Source organism: Brevundimonas sp. FV1ye4L, from assembly GCF_058681255.1.
This window is the reverse complement of record NZ_CM178734.1, coordinates 1,618,070-1,635,474: the sequence shown is the minus strand read 5'-3', so window position 1 is coordinate 1,635,474 and position 17,405 is coordinate 1,618,070. Positions and strand designations below refer to the sequence as shown.

General features: G+C 67.5%; 19 protein-coding genes. 8 read left to right on the top strand and 11 right to left on the bottom strand.

Features of this window, described 5'->3' with window-relative positions:
• Positions 1 to 42: 42 nt before the first annotated feature.
• On the bottom strand, positions 43 to 1,212 hold the full coding sequence (locus ACW17X_RS07960) for a cell wall hydrolase (RefSeq protein ID WP_492100397.1): 1,170 nt from the start codon (positions 1,210 to 1,212) through the stop codon (positions 43 to 45).
• A gap of 434 nt (positions 1,213 to 1,646) precedes the next feature.
• On the opposite strand from ACW17X_RS07960, the gene ACW17X_RS07955 reads away from it, so the two are divergent.
• Entirely contained in the window at positions 1,647 to 1,832 is a 186-nt protein-coding gene (locus tag ACW17X_RS07955; RefSeq protein ID WP_492087797.1) for a hypothetical protein, read from the top strand.
• 232 nt (positions 1,833 to 2,064) lie between these two features.
• Entirely contained in the window at positions 2,065 to 2,421 is a 357-nt protein-coding gene (locus tag ACW17X_RS07950; RefSeq protein ID WP_492100396.1) for a DUF6481 family protein, read from the top strand.
• 90 nt (positions 2,422 to 2,511) lie between these two features.
• Here the strand turns inward: ACW17X_RS07950 and ACW17X_RS07945 are convergent, their stop codons facing one another.
• A complete protein-coding gene (locus ACW17X_RS07945; RefSeq protein WP_492100395.1) occupies positions 2,512 to 5,310 on the bottom strand; it encodes a PAS domain S-box protein in 2,799 nt (932 codons plus the stop codon).
• Positions 5,311 to 5,443: 133 nt separating this feature from the next.
• Between ACW17X_RS07945 and ACW17X_RS07940 the strand changes: the two genes are divergently transcribed.
• The 4 genes from ACW17X_RS07940 (at position 5,444) to ACW17X_RS07925 (ending at position 9,211) form a co-directional block, all read left to right on the top strand.
• Positions 5,444 to 5,923, top strand: a complete 480-nt coding sequence (locus tag ACW17X_RS07940) for a Dps family protein (protein ID WP_492100394.1) — start codon at positions 5,444 to 5,446, stop codon at positions 5,921 to 5,923.
• Between the two features lie 98 nt (positions 5,924 to 6,021).
• Positions 6,022 to 7,125 carry a cell wall hydrolase gene (locus ACW17X_RS07935; RefSeq protein WP_492100393.1) on the top strand — a complete coding sequence of 368 codons (1,104 nt, stop codon included), beginning with the start codon at positions 6,022 to 6,024 and terminating at the stop codon, positions 7,123 to 7,125.
• 84 nt (positions 7,126 to 7,209) lie between these two features.
• A complete protein-coding gene (locus tag ACW17X_RS07930) occupies positions 7,210 to 8,733 on the top strand; it encodes a sensor histidine kinase (protein ID WP_492100392.1) in 1,524 nt (507 codons plus the stop codon).
• Complete coding sequence (locus ACW17X_RS07925) at positions 8,672 to 9,211, top strand: response regulator (protein ID WP_492100391.1); 540 nt, start codon at positions 8,672 to 8,674, stop codon at positions 9,209 to 9,211. The genes ACW17X_RS07930 and ACW17X_RS07925 overlap by 62 nt, the downstream gene beginning before the upstream one ends.
• Positions 9,212 to 9,229: 18 nt before the next feature.
• Here ACW17X_RS07925 and trxB read toward each other — a convergent pair whose 3' ends face one another.
• The gene (trxB, locus tag ACW17X_RS07920) at positions 9,230 to 10,237 is read right to left on the bottom strand and encodes a thioredoxin-disulfide reductase (RefSeq protein ID WP_492100390.1); all 1,008 of its coding nucleotides are present in this window, start codon (positions 10,235 to 10,237) and stop codon (positions 9,230 to 9,232) included.
• A gap of 71 nt (positions 10,238 to 10,308) precedes the next feature.
• Here trxB and ACW17X_RS07915 point away from each other — a divergent pair, with 71 nt between their 5' ends.
• Complete coding sequence (locus ACW17X_RS07915) at positions 10,309 to 10,602, top strand: glycine zipper domain-containing protein (protein ID WP_492100389.1); 294 nt, start codon at positions 10,309 to 10,311, stop codon at positions 10,600 to 10,602.
• Positions 10,603 to 10,832: 230 nt separating this feature from the next.
• On the opposite strand, the gene ACW17X_RS07910 is transcribed toward ACW17X_RS07915, so the two are convergent.
• From ACW17X_RS07910 to ACW17X_RS07885, 6 genes are all read right to left on the bottom strand, one after another.
• A complete protein-coding gene (locus ACW17X_RS07910; RefSeq protein WP_492100388.1) occupies positions 10,833 to 11,819 on the bottom strand; it encodes a mitochondrial fission ELM1 family protein in 987 nt (328 codons plus the stop codon).
• Complete coding sequence (locus ACW17X_RS07905; protein ID WP_492100387.1) at positions 11,816 to 12,238, bottom strand: VOC family protein; 423 nt, start codon at positions 12,236 to 12,238, stop codon at positions 11,816 to 11,818. Before ACW17X_RS07905 ends, ACW17X_RS07910 begins: the two co-directional genes overlap by 4 nt.
• Positions 12,239 to 12,242: 4 nt before the next feature.
• Positions 12,243 to 12,716 (bottom strand): transcription elongation factor GreA, encoded by a 474-nt coding sequence (gene greA / locus ACW17X_RS07900; protein WP_271164338.1) that lies wholly within the window; start codon positions 12,714 to 12,716, stop codon positions 12,243 to 12,245.
• Positions 12,717 to 12,861: 145 nt separating this feature from the next.
• Positions 12,862 to 13,062 carry a hypothetical protein gene (locus ACW17X_RS07895; RefSeq protein WP_492087788.1) on the bottom strand — a complete coding sequence of 67 codons (201 nt, stop codon included), beginning with the start codon at positions 13,060 to 13,062 and terminating at the stop codon, positions 12,862 to 12,864.
• A 69-nt stretch (positions 13,063 to 13,131) separates the two neighbouring features.
• Positions 13,132 to 13,797 carry a glutathione S-transferase family protein gene (locus tag ACW17X_RS07890; protein WP_492100386.1) on the bottom strand — a complete coding sequence of 222 codons (666 nt, stop codon included), beginning with the start codon at positions 13,795 to 13,797 and terminating at the stop codon, positions 13,132 to 13,134.
• Between the two features lie 59 nt (positions 13,798 to 13,856).
• Positions 13,857 to 14,057, bottom strand: coding sequence for a cysteine protease (locus ACW17X_RS07885; protein ID WP_492087786.1), 201 nt, complete (start codon positions 14,055 to 14,057; stop codon positions 13,857 to 13,859).
• Positions 14,058 to 14,182: 125 nt separating this feature from the next.
• On the opposite strand from ACW17X_RS07885, the gene ACW17X_RS07880 reads away from it, so the two are divergent.
• Positions 14,183 to 15,478, top strand: a complete 1,296-nt coding sequence (locus ACW17X_RS07880; RefSeq protein WP_492100385.1) for a dicarboxylate/amino acid:cation symporter — start codon at positions 14,183 to 14,185, stop codon at positions 15,476 to 15,478.
• Between the two features lie 7 nt (positions 15,479 to 15,485).
• Here ACW17X_RS07880 and ACW17X_RS07875 read toward each other — a convergent pair whose 3' ends face one another.
• Together ACW17X_RS07875 and ACW17X_RS07870 are read right to left on the bottom strand one after the other, a co-directional pair.
• Entirely contained in the window at positions 15,486 to 16,805 is a 1,320-nt protein-coding gene (locus ACW17X_RS07875; protein ID WP_492100384.1) for an amidohydrolase, read from the bottom strand.
• A 60-nt stretch (positions 16,806 to 16,865) separates the two neighbouring features.
• A complete protein-coding gene (locus ACW17X_RS07870) occupies positions 16,866 to 17,405 on the bottom strand; it encodes a hypothetical protein (protein ID WP_492100383.1) in 540 nt (179 codons plus the stop codon).

The window sequence follows — 17,405 nt, the reverse complement described above, 5'->3', positions numbered from 1 at the left end:
GTAGGGCGGGGAGCGGCCGTTTGAGGCCGCTCCCGTCTCTGCTCAGGCCGGGTTGGAGACGTCCGTGGCTTCGACCTTGGCGGCGGCCTTGGCGGGCGTGACCGAAGGGCGGGTGGCGCGGGCTGAAGCCTGGGCGGCCGGCTGGGGCGCGGATTGGGCGCGCGGGGCGCCGGCCTCAGTCTGAGGTGCGGCTTGCGGGCGCGGCTGAGGCGCAGGGGCCGGTTCAGGCGCGGACAGGCCTTCCTGGGCCAGGACCAGCGAATAGGCCACGGCCTGGCCGGCCTGGCGGGCGGCCTCGACCGGATCGAGCCCGGCCTGGATCAGGCGGGGTTGATCGTCCGAGGTCGAGGGACGCGCGGCGTAGGTGAAGGCGCCGCTGGAGCCCGAGCGGCCGCCGAAGCGGTAGAAGAGATGGCTGCCGACCTGGTTCACCCGGATCAGTGAATTGCGCCAGACGGGCGCCACGCCGGTGGTGTGGAAGTGAGTGGCGTTGCCCACAGCCGAATAGACCGAACCCGACAAGGCGCCCGAGGCGATGGTCTTGGCGCGGTTCCAGGCGGCGGTGTTGACGCGGCCGCGCATGGCGCCGTTGCAGGTGAAGGAGAACTGGCAGCCGGTCCGTCGGGCCGCGCCCTGATAGACGACGCCGCAGATGGTCTTGGGGAAGGCGGGGTGGCGGACGCGGTTCAGGACTACTTGGGCCACGGCCTGCATGCCGTCGCGGCCTTCGCCGCGGGCTTCGTAATAGACCACCTGGGTCAGGCAATCGAGATCGCGGCTGGCGTCCAGCGCGCTGGCCATACGGAACGGCTTGGCGCCGACGGGCGAGGTCAGGTTGGCGCGACGCAGGTTGGGGTCGCGGTTATTGTCCAACTGGTCGAGGCGGGCGGTCAGCAGCTCCGCCTGACGGTCCCGCTGGGCCGAGCCCGAGCTGGTATAAGGATCGTGGCGACGGGCGATGGACAGGGCGCTGGCGTCCAGCCCGCCAGCGGCCGCCGACAGGGCCTCTTCGGTGAAACCGGCCGCGGTGGCGCCCTGAATCCGCTCGGCCTGGGCGCGCAACGTCGTCGTGCGCGCCAAGGTCCCGCCCAGATAGGCGCCGCCGATCGCCAGTCCCACCAGACCGCCAAAGGCCGCAGCAGCCGTCATGGGCTTGATCTTCGCCACACGATCGGCGCGCGACGCGGCGCGCGTCTGAGAGGAATGCGACAACGGTTCGTCCTGTTCAGCAGGGCGAGAAACGCTGCCCCCGGGTAGTCTCGCCTTCCAGGCGACCGTGACAGTCGCATTCCGGATGACGTTTCAACGCACGGCGTAATCCGCCCGACGTCGAGGACGGGCCTATATAACGGAGTTTGTGACCTGAATGTGGCTGATTCGCAAGTGTGGGGTTAAGGCTTCGAAAGGATTAGGTATTTTCACTGTAATCTCGGGACATTTTCGCAGCTGGGGCGACAATGTGACAGTCCTGAGGACGAATACTGTATTGGGTTTCATTGTGTCTTCATTCGACGGGGGGGTCGCGAACGCATTTCAGCTAAGACACGGGAATCGTCTGTTCGCATTTGGGCCGAGTCGCGTATTCGGATCGCTACGGAACCTGAATATCTGTTCAGCGTTGACACTTCACCTTTGGAGAGAAGCCCATGTCGAAAATCCTCACCCTGGCGGCTGTAACCGCTGGAGCCTTGGTCCTGGCCGCTTGCGGCACGACCATAGAACAGAAGGCGGCCAGCGGCGCCGTCGCGGGCGCTGTCGTCGGCGGACCGGTCGGCGCGGCGGTGGGCGGAGCCGCCGGTACGGCGGTCGGTCAGGCGCAAAAGCCGAACTAGGCCACGGCGCGCCCTTGTCATCGCGAGGGCGCGACCTATCTGCATCACTAAGGCGCCCGAGGCGCGCGATATGCGCTTCAAACGGCGCGTCGGCTCGATTTCGCCGCTGCAAACCTTGCTTTTGGCGTGCGTATCGGGTTTGTGCGCCCCGCTTCGGGTCGCGCGTTTCTAATCGCCGCCCGACCCCCGATAGCCGCCCCTGGCTGTTCACAAGGAACCCTGACGCTTTCGCATGAAAGATCTGAAGACCGGATTTTCCGACCGCATTACCGCCCAGCAGGAGGCCAAAAAGGCCCTGCTCGCCAAATTCAAGCCGAAGGCCGCTGCCCCCGACCCCGAATTCGAACGCCTCGCCGAAAAGCGCGCCGCCGAAAAGGAAGCCCTGCGCCAGCAGCACGAGCTGGCCAAGGCCGAACAGCGCCGTGAAAAGGCCGAGAAGGACGCCGCCCGTATGGCGGCCGAACTCGCGGCCCAGGAGGAGATCGAGGCCGAGAAGCGCGCCGACCGCAAGGCGCGCAAGCAATTGACCAAGGAAGAGCAGAAGGCCAAGCGGGACGCCCGCTACGCCGCCCGCAAGGCGCGTCGCTAGTTCACTGGCCGTATGACCTAAAGATTTGCGCGTCGCGAATTTCGCGGCGCGCTTTTCTTTGCCTGCAGCGTCGCGGCGCCTAAAGCGGACCTATTCCGCCGGGAGGGCGGCCCGCCCGTCGACGATGCTGCGCAACTGTTCGGTCGAATAGGGTTTGCGCAGGAAGGGCCAGGGCGTGCCGGCCAAGGCCTGGTCCACGTCGTCGCCGACATAGCCCGAGGTGAGGGCGATACGCATCTCGGGCCAGTCCTGCGCAGCCTGACGCGCCAGATCGATGCCGCTCATGCCGCCGGGCATGACGATGTCGGTCAGCATGATGTCGAACCGGGCGTTGCGCAGCGCCTCGAGCGCATCCGGCCCACTCTCAGCCAATTGCACCTCCAGGCCGAAGCTTTCGAGCAGATCCAGGGCCACAGCGGCGACGCTGGCGTCGTCCTCGACTAGCAAAATCCGTCCGCCTCGGATGGAAGCCCGTTCACCGGCGCTGCCTGTGGCGACGGGGGTGACGACATCTTCCGCGCGCAGCGGCGGAAGATAGAGACGGACCTCCGAGCCGCGTCCCACCGTCGATATGACGTGGACCCCGCCGCCCGACTGGCGGGCGAAGCCATAGACCTGGCTGAGACCCAGGCCGGTGCCCTTGCCGACCGGCTTGGTGGTGAAGAAGGGCTCGAAGACACGGTCGATCACCTCGGCCGACATACCCGATCCATTGTCCGACACCGTCACACAGACATAGTCGCCCGGCGCCAACTCGGCGACCTGACCGGCCTCGATAGCGCAGCTCATGGTCTGGATCGTGATCCGCGCGCCCTTGCCGCCCGTGACATCGCCAAGGGCGTCGCGGGCGTTGACGACCAGATTGAGCAGGGCGGCTTCGAACTGGGCCGGGTCGACCTTTACCCGTGCGCCGCCGCGCTTCAGCTTGACCTTGAAATCCACAGCCTCGCCCACGGCGCGGCGCAGCAGGGGCTCGCCCTCGCGGATCAGCCCGTTCAGGTCCAGGGGTTCCGGCCTCAGCGCCTGACGGCGGGAGAAGGCCAGCAGTTGGTGAGTCAGGCTCTCGCCGCGCCTTGCGGCGGCCAGGGCGGCTTCGCCCAGCTTCTTCGTCTTGGCCGGATCGTTCGAGCGCAGGATGATGTCCAGCGCGCCGATGACGACCGTCAGCAGGTTGTTGAAGTCGTGCGCGACGCCGCCGGTCAGGCGGCCCACGGCCTCCATACGCTGGGCGTGCATCAGGTGGGCCTCGGCGGCGGCCTTTTCTTTCAAGGCCTCCGCCACACGGACTTCGAGCAGTTCGTTGATATGTTTGAGGTCGTCCTCGGCCCGCTTGGCGTCCGTGACGTCCAGGCTGGCGCCGACATAGCCCTGGAAGCTGCCTGAGGCGTCGAAACGCGGCACGCCCTCGGTGCGGATCCAGCGCAGGCCGAGGGTCGGATGGTTGACACGGCTGAGCGCCTCGAAACGATCGCGCGCCTGGAAGGCGCGCAGGAAGGCGGCCTCGACCACGATCTCGTCGTCGGGATGGACCAGCCTGCGCCAGGCGTCGGCCAGCTGTTTCTGGGACCGGATGCCGCAGAAGCGGCGGTAGCGCTTGTTGGCGAAGATGATCCGGGACGAGTCGTCGGTCATCCAGATCAGAGCCGGTGCGCTGTCGGCGACGGTGCGGAAGCGGACTTCGGACTCGGCCAGCCGCGCCTGGGCTTCGCGCATGTCGGTGACGTCGAAGGCGACGCCGACGAAGCCGATCACCGTCTTTCCGGCCAGGCGGGGGCGGGAGAAGGATTTCAGCCAGCGCCATTCGCCGTCGTGGCGGCGATAGCGCGCCTCGAGCGAGAAGGGTTCGCCGGTGGCTTCGCCCGCGATGGATTCTTCGATGATGCGTTCCACATCGTCGGGATGAAGGGAGGCGCGCCAGTCGGCGGCCCGAGCGGTCTCATAATCCGACCCGAAATAGGCGACATAGGCCTGATTGACGAACGACCTCTGTCGGTTCTGATCCGTGACCCAGATCAGGACCGGCGCCGTGTCGGCCAGAAGACGGAACCGGGTCTCGCTGTCGCGCAGAGCGGCTTCTGCGGCGCGGGCGTCGGTGACGTCGATGTTGACGCCGATCATGCCCATGAAGTCGCCGGCGGCGTTCAGACGGGGGCGGGCCTCGGTGCGCAGCACGCGCCATTCGCCGTCCTGGCGACGATGGCGAGCCTCCACGACATAGCCGGTGCGGGCGTCGTTGGCCTGTTGGGAAACGGCCAGGACCCTATCGCGGTCGTCAGGGTGAAGGATGGCCTCGGCGTCGAACGCGCGCAGGTCCGCCAAATCGCCCCAGAACAGGCGCTGGTCGCCGTTCAGGTGGATGACGTCGCCGTTCGCGTCGGTCATCCAGAGCATGACCGGGGCCAGTTCGCTGATGATGTGAAGCCGGTCCTCGGTCTCGTCCACGCGGGCGTTGGACAGGGACAAGGCCGAGACCACCGCATCGAGACGCGCCAGGGCGCGGCGCAGGGACGCCCCGAGCCAGGCGCTGAACAGGCCGACGATAGTGAAGTTCACCGTTGCGATCAGGCTGAGACCCGGGGGCATGCCGGAGCCGGATCCGGCGCTGAGCCTCACCACGACCCACCCGCCGATCAGGGCGGTGAAGACTGCTGTCGCGCCCGACAGGCGTCCGCCGGCCAAGGCCGCCAGGATCACGCCCGGCAAGAGGATCATGAAGCCGGTGATCTCGCCGTAGAAGGCCGCCCCCGCCGCGCGCATCGCCAGTGCGGCCCCGGCGCCGATCACGCCGATCAGGATACGTGTTCCGACAGAGCCGCGCTTTAAGCGTGCGAGCGCCAGAAGGCTGCGATCAGCGTCCAGAAATCGCGTGAAGAACGCATTTGCGTTCATGCCGCTCCGCCCTTATCGCGCCGATCTTGTGCGGCGCTTGTTGATGCAACGCTTGCTCGTGATTCGCGTTCCTTAGCGTCATGCTCGGACAGCGCCTGTCCGACGTAAAGACTAATCAACGGATGGAGCGAATATGACCGCAACGATCGACACCGGACTGTCCCAGACCGAGCGTGGCGATGTCGCCGAGCAGCTGACGCGGGTGCTGGCCGACGCCTATGCGGTCTATCTGAAGACCCACGGCTATCATTGGAACGTGCGGGGGCCGGAGTTCTTCGCCCTGCACAATCTGCTGGAGCAGCAGTACCGGGACCAGTGGGAGGCGCTGGACACCATCGCCGAACGCATCCGGGCGCTGGGCGAGTTCGCCCCGCAGGGCTATGGCGTCTTCGCCAATCTGACGAGCATTCGCGACGGTGATCCGGAAAAGGAGGCGCCCGAGATGCTGCGCGAGCTGATGCGGGACCACGAGACCCTGATCGCCACCATGCGCGCCGCCCTGGATGTGGCGGACGGCGACGGCGATGACGTGACCGTCGATCTGCTGACCCAGAGGTTGGGCGCGCATGAGAAGTTCGCCTGGATGCTACGCTCGACGCTGGGCGGGCGATAACGTCGGTCGTTCTGGCGCCTGAAAACGGCCCCGAAGTCGGGCCATGATCGTCTTGAAGCGAGGCTCCGTTTTTGGAGCCTCGTCTTTTGTGGACATGAATGACACTGACGCATTGGAAGACGGTCTGGACGGCGCTGAAGCGCTCGGCGGCGGCCTTGCCGGCCGCCGGCGCCGTGCTGGGCGTCGCTATGGCGGCGGGATCGACCGTCCGGCCCGACGTGGATCGCACGGCCGAGGCGGTGGCGCGGGTGACGGGCGGGGATCTGAGCGCGGCGGGTCTGGATGCGGTCAAGGGGCGGTTGACGCCGTCTCAATTGGCGCTGGCGCAACGCCACGACCCGGGCTTGCAGCCGGTGGTCTACAAGCCTGACGATACTCTGTTGGCGACCGGCGCTCTGCGCCCGGCCCGACCCTTTGTGTTCAAGGGCAGCGCTGAAGATCGCCGGCGCGCGCTGCGTTGCCTGACCCAGGCGGTCTATTTCGAGGCGGCGCTTGAGCCGGACGCCGGTCAGGCGGCGGTGGCCCAGGTGGTGCTGAACCGGGTGCGCGATCCCAACTACGCCAAGACGGTGTGCGGCGTAGTGTTCGAGGGCGCCGAGCGGGTCACCGGCTGTCAGTTCAGCTTCACCTGCGACGGGTCGCTGTCCCAGGCGCCGGTCGCCTGGGCCTGGGAGCGGGCGCGCAAGGCGGCGGAGAAGGCGCTGAACGGCGAAGTGGCCCAGCAGGTGGGAACCGCCACGCACTATCACGCCGACTATGTCGATCCCTGGTGGGCGCCGTCGGTGGCCAAGGTGAACCAGATCGGGGTGCACATCTTCTATCGCTGGAAGGGCGTCTATGGCGAAACCGCCGCCTTCCGCACCGCCTATAGGGGGCATGAGCCGGTAATCGACGAGGCGCGGTTCTCGCGCCCGCGCCCCGGCGTTCAACCCGGTCAGGCGACCGGCGGGGCGGATCCGGATGCGCCGCCGCCCGAAGCCGCCGCGACGCCGATGAAGACCGTCGAGATCGATGGACAACAGCGGGTCGTCGGCGTGGTCAGCCTGGGCGGCCGTCGCCTGCCGACCCATGACGAGGTCGCCGCGATCAACGCCCGGCTTCAGGCGCTCGAACGCGCAGCGCCCTCTGCGCCCAATGTCGTCGTGGCGCCCGAAGGCGTGACGAGGATGCCGGTGGAGGAAGTGGGGCGACCCGCGAATTGACTTGGGCGCCGGGACGCAATGCAACGCTTCGCCGGATTGAAGCATTGAGGACCGGCTTGACCGACGCCGAACGAGGACGCCTGAGTGACCGTGCCCGATAGAGACAGTCCTGGGTGGGACGAGTCCGAACGTCTGGCGATCCTTCGGGACTATGGTGTTCTGGATACCGAAAGGGAGGCGGCGTTCGATGACGTGGTCGCCCTGGTCGCCCGCATCTGCGAAACGCCCATTGCGGTCGTCAATCTGATCGACGCCGACCGGCAGTGGTTCAAGGCCGAGACCGGACTGGGCGTGCGCGAGACGCCCCTGGCCACCTCCTTTTGCGCCCACGCCCTGCTGCAGGAAGACGGCATGGTGGTGCCGGATGCGGCGGAGGATCCGCGTTTCATCGACAATCCGCTGGTGACCGGCGAGCCGGGTCTGCGCTTCTATGCCGGACGGCTTCTCAAGACCCCGGAAGGCCTCCCGCTGGGCACGCTGTGCGTACTGGACACCAAGCCTCGGCCGGAGGGTCTGACCGACCTCCAGGTCATGGCGCTGGAGACCATGGCCCGTCAGGTCATGTCCCACATGGAGCTGCGCCGCGTCCTTCGTCTGCGAAAAGAAATGGAGGCGCAGTTCCGCGTCCTGGCGGACGCCATGCCGCAGATGGTGTGGTCGACGCGGCCGGACGGGTTTCACGACTACTATAACGCGCGCTGGTACGAGTTCACGGGCGTGCCGGCGGGTTCGACCGACGGAGAGGGCTGGAACGACATGTTCCATCCCGATGATCAGGCCCGGGCGTGGGAGCGCTGGAGCCGGTCCCTGGAGACGGGGGAGCCTTATGAGATCGAATACCGGCTGAAACATCATTCGGGCGTCTATCGGTGGACGCTGGGCCGGGCGGTGGCGGTGTTGAACGACGAGGGCGAGATTACGCGGTGGTTTGGCACCTGCACCGACATTGACGAACTGAAGCGGCTGGAGCAGGGCCGGGAGCTGATCAGCCAGGAACTGAGCCACCGGATCAAGAACATCTTCGCGGTGATCACGGCCCTGGTCGCCCTGTCGGCGCGACAGTATCCGGAGGCGAAGGCCTTCGCGGCCTCGCTGCGAACGCGGATCGCGGCCCTGGCGCGCGCCCATGAGTTCGTGCGGCCGCACACCGAGACCTCGAAGCCGACGGTGGGGCCGACGACCCTGCATGCCTTCCTGTCGGACTTGTTTGGGGCTTATGCGGACGATGCGGGGGCGGCTCGGGTCGTCATATCCGGGGATGATGCGGTGTTCGACGACCAGGCCGCCACATCGGTCGCCCTGCTGTTCCATGAGCTGGCGACCAACGCGGCCAAGTATGGCGCGCTGTCCAATGATCGAGGCCGGGTCGAGTTGACGACGCGGGGAGAAGAAGACCGGTTCGTGCTGACCTGGACCGAGACTGGGGGGCCGGTCCTGGACGGTGCGCCCACCAAGACGGGGTTTGGGTCGTCGCTGGCGCTGCTGTCGGTCGAAGGCCAGTTGGGTGGCAGGCTGGTGAGCGAATGGCGACCCGAAGGCCTGAAGATTGTGGTGGATTTGCCATCCACCGCGCTTTCTCGACGTCGAGCAGCGGAAAAGGCGATTTGATCAAGCCTCGCTTGAAACCCTTCGGACCCGTCTGCGTTCTGTCCGTTCCCGAACACAAGTTCAGACCCTTATGACCGCGCGTATCCTCATCATCGAAGACGAAGCCCTTGTGGCGATGGAGCTGCGCTTCGTCCTGGAAGATCTGGGCCACGAAGTCGTAGGGGTTGCGGCGACGTCTAAGTCGGCGCGGGACATGGCGCGCGAGACCGACGTCGATCTGGCGCTTGTCGATATCCATCTTTCGGACGGCCCCACCGGCATCGGCCTGGGGCGGGAACTGGGGCAGGACATGGGCGTGACCGTCCTGTTTATGACCGCCAACCCCGGCATGGTGCGCGAAGGCGTGGCCGGCACGATCGGCGTCCTGTCGAAGCCGACCGACGAACGCGCCGTTCAGACGGCCATCGACTACGCCCTGCGACGCCGTCAGGGCGAGCCGGTGCAATACGCGCCGCCGGGCCTGCAGCTGTTCGGCTGACAGACGACTGGGGGTCTGTCACCAGGCTCCGATCTTCTCGGCTTCCTTATGGCTGATCGGATGGTTGGCCTTGGCGTGGTCTTCCTCGGCGAGGAATCGGCTGGCCTCCAACGCAGCCATACAGCCCATTCCCGCCGCGGTGACGGCCTGGCGATAGACGTCGTCGGTGACGTCGCCGGCGGCCCAGACGCCCTCGATCGCGGTCTGGGCCGTACCCGGCTTGACCCGCAGATAGCCGCCCGAGTTGGTCTCGAGCTGCCCCTTGAACAGTTCCGACGACGGGGCGTGGCCGATGGCGATGAAGATGCCGTCGGCCGGGATGTGCTGGGACGAGCCGTCCTCGACGTTCTTTAGTCGGACGCCGGTGACGTTCTTGGCCATGCCGTCGACCACGCCGACGATTTCCTCGATCGCCGAGTTCCAGATGACCTCGACCTTGGGATGGGCGAACAGGCGGTCCTGGAGGATCTTCTCCGCGCGGAACTCGTCGCGGCGGTGGACCACCGTGACCTTGGAAGCGAAATTGGTCAGGAACAGCGCCTCTTCGACGGCGGTGTTGCCGCCGCCGACGACCACGACGTTCTTGCCACGATAGAAGAAGCCGTCGCAGGTGGCGCAGGCGGAGACGCCGAAGCCCTGATAGGCGGCCTCTGACTCCAGCCCCAGCCATTTGGCCTGGGCGCCGGTGGAGATGATGACGGTCTCGGCCAGGATCTCTTCGCCGCCGTCCAGCTTCAGCCGGAACGGGCGTTGCGACAGGTCGGCGGAGACGACGATGTCGTGAATAACTTCCGTGCCGACGTGCAGGGCCTGGGCCTGCATCTGCTCCATCAGCCACGGACCCTGGATGGTCTCGGCGAAGCCGGGATAGTTCTCGACATCGGTGGTGATGGTCAGCTGGCCGCCGGGCTGGATGCCGGCGATGACGACGGGGTTCAGCGAGGCGCGGGCGGCGTAGATAGCTGCGGTCCAGCCGGCGGGGCCGGAACCGATGATGGCGACGCGTACGGTACGAGCTTGGGTCATGGCCCCTATTTAGGGGCTGATTCCCGTTTGCGCGATGTTAGTCTCGCCTCGGGAGTTAAAGGGAGATGGGGATGAGCGATAACAAGGCGGCCAATTTGTCTATCGGCATTGGCACGGGGATTGCGATCGGCGTGGCTTTGGGCGTGGCCATGGACAATCTGGCCCTCGGCATCGCGCTGGGCGTCGCCATCGGCGCTGGGCTGGGCGCAGCCTCCAGCGCGAAAGCCAAATCCAAGAAGGGCGACGGGTCGGACGGCGGCGGGACGGTAATCCCGGCCGGCGACACGCATCGTCACGGAGCCAAGGACAGTAGCTCCGACGGCGGCTCCGACGGTGGTGGGGATGGCGGAGGCGGGGGCGACTGAATCCCTCCTTTCGTCATCCTCCGGCGAGCGTAGCGAGACCGGGGGACCCAACGGCGCGCGTGAGCGCGAACCTGTCGCGGACCAGCTCTTTCCGCATCTTGCCGCGGAAAGATTTCGCCTTCGGCGCCTCCCCCGGTCCCGCTTCGCGGGCCGGAGGATGTCGAGGGGGCTCCCGGTCTGCGCCGCGAAGACGCGGCTTGCCGGAGGATGACGAAGGTGAAGGGTGCGATTTACCGCGTCCCCATCGCCTCAAGCACCGCTCGCGCGGCGCGGTCGGTTTCGGAGAGGGGGGCGTAGGTCCAGCCGTCCAGTGTTCCGTCGAAGGGGCGGGTGGCGCCGCGTTCGGCCAGGTCATCGTGCAGGCGGGCGAATTTGTCGCCGGACTTGAGCGCGATCATGGGCAGGATGTGGACGGGATTGCCTGTGGATGCGGCCTCACCGGCCATGTTGGCGCTGTCCTCGGTGACCAGGATGTGGTCGGCGAAATGCAGGAAGCCGAACAGGGGGTTGTCGCCGGTTCCGTCCCAGATCCAGCCGGGCAGATCGGACAGGCGGGCGGTCATCACGGCCTTGGCCGCCTGCGGCGTGCGGCGCGAGAAGGTCAGCATCAGCGAACCGCCTGCTGCGCGAACGGCGTCGGCGATCTGGTCGGCCAGGTCCGCCGCATGGGCCTCGGTCAGCTCGAAGGCCTTGGATCTACCGCCCACCAGAACGGCGACGCGCGGGTGAGGCAGGGGGGCGATCCGGTCGGCGAAGGCCGGCGCGGCCTGGGCGATCCGGTCGGGCGTGATGCGGTGAGGCGAGCCGGTGATCTCGAAGACATTGTCGCCCGACAGGCCGTCATGGGCCGGGGCGACGATCATGTCGTAGCTGGCGTTCGACCAGCGCGGGTCCTGGGTCTGGACCACGAAGGTGCGGCCCTGGCTCCAGGCCTTGACGCGGGTCGAGAGCGGCAGGGTGGCGCGGCCGGTGGCGATCCACAGATCGGGCCATGGCGTCGTCAGCGGGTCGGACGTCGGCGCCAGCATGGCCGGGGTCTTGAAGGCCGACGGCAAGCGGTCGAACAGGGGGCACCAGCGGATGTGTTTGACGGCGATCTCGGCCGGGGTCAGGCGTTCCACCGCCTCGGCGAGGCCCAAGGCCTGGTTCTCGATCCCGGCGCGGCCGTCCGAGACGACCCAGATGGTCAGGACGCGGGAAGACGAGGGGGCAGTCACGCGTCGATCGACGCCGGCCTGACCCATGTCATGGCCTCGAGCTTGTTTCCGTCAGGGTCGCGCAGGAAGGCGGCATAATAGCCCGGCGCGTAGTCCGGCCGGAACCCGGGGGCGCCGTCATCGCGGCCGCCCGCCGCCAGGCCCTGGGCGTGGAAACGATCAACAGCGTCCCGATCGGATGCGGCGAAACAGACATGCACGCCATTGCCTGCGGAGCATGGCTGGCGGTCATGGGGGATGGAGGCCCAGAATTCGGGAAAAGCGCGGCCGTAGGCCATGCCCATGACATGGTCCATGACCCTGCCGATCCCCAACGCGCCAAGCGCGGCGTCATAGAAGGCACCCGCCTTCTCAAGATCGGAGACGCCCACAGAAACATGCGACACCAGAGGCTGGCGTGTTTCTGCGGCTCCGGTCACGATCTTACTTCCACTCGACCTTGAGGATCTCGTAGGCCTTCACGCCGCCGGGGGTGTTGACCTCGACCACGTCGCCGACCTCCTTGGAGATCAGGGCGCGGGCGATGGGCGAGGCGATGGAGACCTTGCCCTTCTTCACGTCGGCCTCGTGTTCGCCGACGATCTGGTAGCGGGCCTCGTCCTCGGTGTCCTCGTCGACCACGGTGACCGTGGCGCCGAACTTGACCTGGCTGCCCGACAGTTTCGACACGTCGATGACCTGGGCGCGGCTGATCTTGTCCTCGATCTCGGCGATCTGGCCTTCGATCCAGCCCTGACGCTCCTTGGCGGCATGGTATTCGGCGTTTTCAGACAGGTCGCCGTGTTCGCGGGCCTCAGAGATGGCCGCGATGACGCTCGGCCTTTCGACCGACTTCAATTGCTTCAGTTGATCGTCGAGGACGCGATAGCCCTCGCCCGTCATCGGCACTTTTTCCATTGGTGTCGTGATTTTTCTGGTTCGCCCGGAGACTGGAAAGACGCGAAATAGGCACACAAAAGGCCGCGGGGCGGGCGCGGCCGGGCATCAATACTAGGGTTTCGCACTTGTAAATTCAAGGCCTGCCCCGCGTCGATGGCGGAAATCAGGCTCGGGCGGGCGGTTCGGCCTTGGAATTGCGACGTGTCATGCCCTTGATCAGGCTGTAGGCCAGCCAGCCGATGGCCGCGAGACCCAATAGCATGAAAAGGCCGGACACGAGGGCGGCGCCGGCGGCCATGAAGGCCAGGACGAAGGCCACCGCCGCCGTCAGGCCTGCTACAATCTGGATGGTTCGGAATTTCATGGGGGATTAACGCCGCAGGACCCGGCGGGTTGCGTCCCCCTTGTCCTGTCGCGTCAGAGTCTTGTCGCGTCAGGCGTAGCTGTAGGCGCCGCCCCGTTCCAGCGCGCGGCGATAGGCCGGGCGGGCGTGGATTTTCTCGAGGAAAGCCTTCAGCCTCGGCTTGGTCGCCGGGTCGAAGGCGCGGTCGGCGCCGGCCTCGACCGGGAAGCTCATCATGATGTCCGCCGCCGTGAACTGGTCGCCGGCGAACCATTCGGAACGCCCCAGTTCGTCCTCCCAGAAGCCGACGTGGGTGCGCAGCTGCGGATCGACGAAACCGGTTAGGGCCTTGGCGGCGACGCCCTTCACAAGGGGCTTCAGCAGGCCCGGCGCGCGCTGCGGCAGCACGGAGAAGACCAGCTTCAGCAGCAGGGGCGGCATGGCTGAGCCCTCGGCATAGTGGAGCCAATAGGTGAAGCGCCGCCCATCCTCGGTTCCTGGGGCGGGGCGAAGCCGGCCGGCGCCATAGGTTTCCAGCAGATAGTCGACGACGGCCCCGGTCTCGGCGACCTTGATGTCGCGGTCCTCGATCACGGGCGACTTGCCCAGCGGATGGATCGCCAGAAGCGCCGGCGGGGCCAGACGGCTGCCGGGATCCCGCTCGTAGCGGATCACCTCATAGTCCAGGCCCAGTTCCTCCAGTAGCCAGAGCACCCGCTGGGAGCGGCTGTCGTTCAGATGGTGGACTTTGATCATGGGTCGGCTCCGTTCGAACGGGCCAGACTATTCCGCGCCGCCGTCGGGGAAGTCCAGACCTATCGCGGGGTGCGGCCGCTCCAGCGGGTGCGGGGTTCGGGACGCGGCTTGGGGGCGGCGCCTTCGCGGCGATTGCGCCAGACCTCATAGGCCAGGGTGGCGAGCGCCAGCTTGCCGGCGTGTCGGCCAGCGACGCGGCGGCCGCCCCGTGACAACAGCAGGCCGCCGAGCAGCGGGACGAGTTTGTGCAGACGGGACATGGAGGGCTCCTTCCCCGGCTCAACGCGCCGGCGGACGTCGCGTTTCGGCCTGCGACGACATGAACTGGAGGCGCAACCGCGAATTTCGACGGGCGCGACGGTGAAAGCGGTGCTAGCCGTGCGTCATGAAAAGATCTCGCGTCGCCGCCTTCTTCACCTCCCTGAGCTTTTTAGTCATTGCGGCCCTGGCCGCCGGCGTCGTCGTCGGCGCCCTGGCTCAGGAAGCCGACGCCCAGTGGTTGACCGGCACGCTGGGCGTGGTCGAGAGCCTGGGGCAGGTGTGGTTGAACGCGCTGCGGATGACCGTCATCCCCCTGGTGTTCAGCCTGCTGGTGACGGGCATCGTCTCGATCGCCGACGCGGCGGCGACGGGGCGGATCGCGGTGCGGTCGTTGACGGTGTTCGGCGTCCTGCTGGTCGGGGCGACCGTCTATGCGATCCTGGCGGGCCTGGGGCTGCTGGCGCTGTGGCCCATTGATCCGGAGGCGGGGCGGGCCCTGTTGGCCGGGGTTCCGGCGGATTCGCTGGCGACGGTGGGCGAGGCGGCGCGGACGGACGGGCTGCGCGCCTTCCTGGCCAGCCTGGCGCCGGCCAATCTGATCAAGGCGGCGGCGGACGACGGGGTGCTGGCCGTGGTGGTCTTCGCCCTAGCCTTCGGTTTCGCCGCGACCCGGATCAAGGCCGAGCTGCGCCGGCCCCTGGCGGGCTTTTTCGAGGCTGTGGCCGAGACCCTGGTGGTGATCGTGCACTGGGTGCTGCTGGCCGCGCCGTTCGGCGTGTTCGCCCTGGCGCTGGGCGTGGGCTTGCGGGCCGGCCTGGGCGTGGCCGGCACCCTGGCCCATTATGTCGCCATCGTCTGCCTGAGCCAGATCGGCCTGATCCTGATCATCTATGTGGTGGCGACGGTCTGGGGGCGGATCTCGCTGGGCCGGTTCGCGCGCGCCGTGGCGCCGGCCCAGGTGGTGGCGGTCTCGACCCAGTCGTCCCTGGCCAGCCTGCCGGTCATGATCGAACGGGCGCGCGACTGGCTGGGCGTGCCCCAGACCTCGGCAGGTCTGGTCCTGCCGCTGGCGGTGGCGGTGTTCCGGATCACCAGCCCGGTCGCCAATCTGGCGGTCTGTCTGTACGTCGCCCAGCTGAACGGGGTGGAGCTGAGTCTGGCCGCCCTGATCGCCGGCGGGCTGACGGCTGTCGCCGTCTCCATCGCCTCGGTCGGCCTGCCGGGTCAGGTCAGCTTCTTCGCCAGCGTCGGCCCCATCTGCCTGGCCATGGGCCTGCCGCTGGGGGTGCTGCCGCTGTTGCTGGCGGTCGAGGTCATCCCCGACATCTTCCGCACCGTCGGCAATGTCACCGCCGACCTGGCGGCGACGCGGATCGTGGCGGGGGAGGACGGGGAAGACGAGGCGGCCGAAGCCGCCTAGTTGGTCCCTAGTTGGTCCGGGGCATCAGGCCTTCCGCCGCCGCGACTGAGGCCTCGACGCTCAGGGTGACGGCCGGTTCCGGGGTGATCTTGAACAGGGGGGAGTGGTGGCCGGCGGCCTGTTCCAGCTCGGCCTCGGGCGTGCCGCCGACGCTGAAATAGACGCCCTTCACCCCGGTCTCGGGCTGAACGAAATAGGCGAAGTCCTCGGCCCCCATGCCGCCGCGCGGGGTGTCGCGCAGCACGTCGGGGCCGAAGGTCGAGGCGAAGATGTCGCGCACCCGCTGGGCGGTCTCGCGGTCATTGATGGTCGCCGGCGTGGTCTCGGTCGCCGAGCGGGTGACGACGGGCAGCCGGTCCTCGGGCACGTTCAGGGCCAGGGCCGTGTTGCGGGCCACCCGGTCGATCCCGTCCAGCAGGGTCGTGCGAACCTCGGGACTGTCGGCGCGGACGGTCAGTTGCAGATCGACCTGTTCGGGAATGATGTTGTGCTTGATCCCTCCGTGGATCGATCCGACGGTGACCACCGCCCCCTCCAGCGGACTGACCTCGCGGCTGCGCAGGGTCTGGAGCGAGACCACGATCTGGGACGCGACCAGCACCGGATCGACCCCCAGGTGCGGATAGGCGCCGTGCGTGCCCACCCCGCGCACCGCGATGTCGACGCTGTCCGAACTGGACGAGGTGATGTCCAGCGGGGCCTCGATCTTGCCGGTCGGGGTGTCGGCCGAGACGTGGAAGGCCAGGGCGTAGTCCGGCTTGGGGAAGCGGGAATAGAGGCCGTCCTGCATCATGGCGCGGGCGCCGAAGATCCGTTCTTCCGCCGGCTGGCCGATCAGGACCAGGGTGCCGGACCAGTTGGCCTTGCGCGCCGCCATCTGGCGGGCGGTGCCGACCAGGGCGGTGATGTGCACATCATGGCCGCAGGCGTGCATGACCGGCTTTTCGACCCCGTCGGCGTCCAGCTGGCGCGCCGTCGAGGCGTTGGCCAGGCCCGAGCGTTCCTGCAGCGGCAGGCCGTCCATGTCGGCGCGGATCATGACGGTGGGCCCGTCGCCGTTCTTCAGCACGGCGACAACGCCCGTGCCGCCGACGCCGGTCGTGACCTGATAGCCGAGCGCCGTCAGCTCGCGCGCCAGCCGCGCCGAGGTCTGGACCTCCTGCCCCGACAGTTCGGGATTGCGGTGGAACCAGTCGAACAGGGTCGCGAGATTGGCGTCATAATCCGCCTTCACCGCCGCCTTCAGACCGGCGTCCTGCGCCAGAACGGGCGTCCCGGCCGCCAGGGCCAGGGCCAGAGCGGCCGTCGTCAATATCGCGCGTTTCATGTCCGATCCCCCGACCCCGTTCGCGACCTTAGACCGGGATCGCGGCGAGACAAGAGGGCGTCAGCCGGGCGCGATGATGAACTGGTCAGCCGCGACGATGGCGGTGACGGCGAGGGTGGAGACCAGATAGGTCATCAGGTTGGTCTTCCAACCCAGACGCAGACGCCGACTGGCGACGATCGTCAGCACCAACAGCGCGCCGACCATGATCAGGGGCAGGACATAGGGGCCCAGTCCCATGGCCAGACTGATCCGGGCCTCGTCGTTCGGGTTGATCAGGCTGATCACCGCCGCCATCAGCCGCATGAACAGGGCGAAGAACAGGACGCCATAGGCGGCCAGGCTGTCGCGGGTCAGGACCAGGGCGAAGGCGATCAGGCCTCCGGCCAGGGTGACCAAGGGCCCGGCGGCCGCGATCAACAGGTCATGGTCGTGGGGTACGGCGCCGACCGGGGCGCTGCTGTTCAGGGTGACCGTCATCTCGTGCCCCAGGGCGACGCCGGCCAGCCAGTGCGCCCCTTCGTGAAGGACGAAGGTCGCCACGGCGATCAACAGCAGGAGGACGTAAAAGCCCGGTCCGACCCTGCGCGGTTCAGCCAT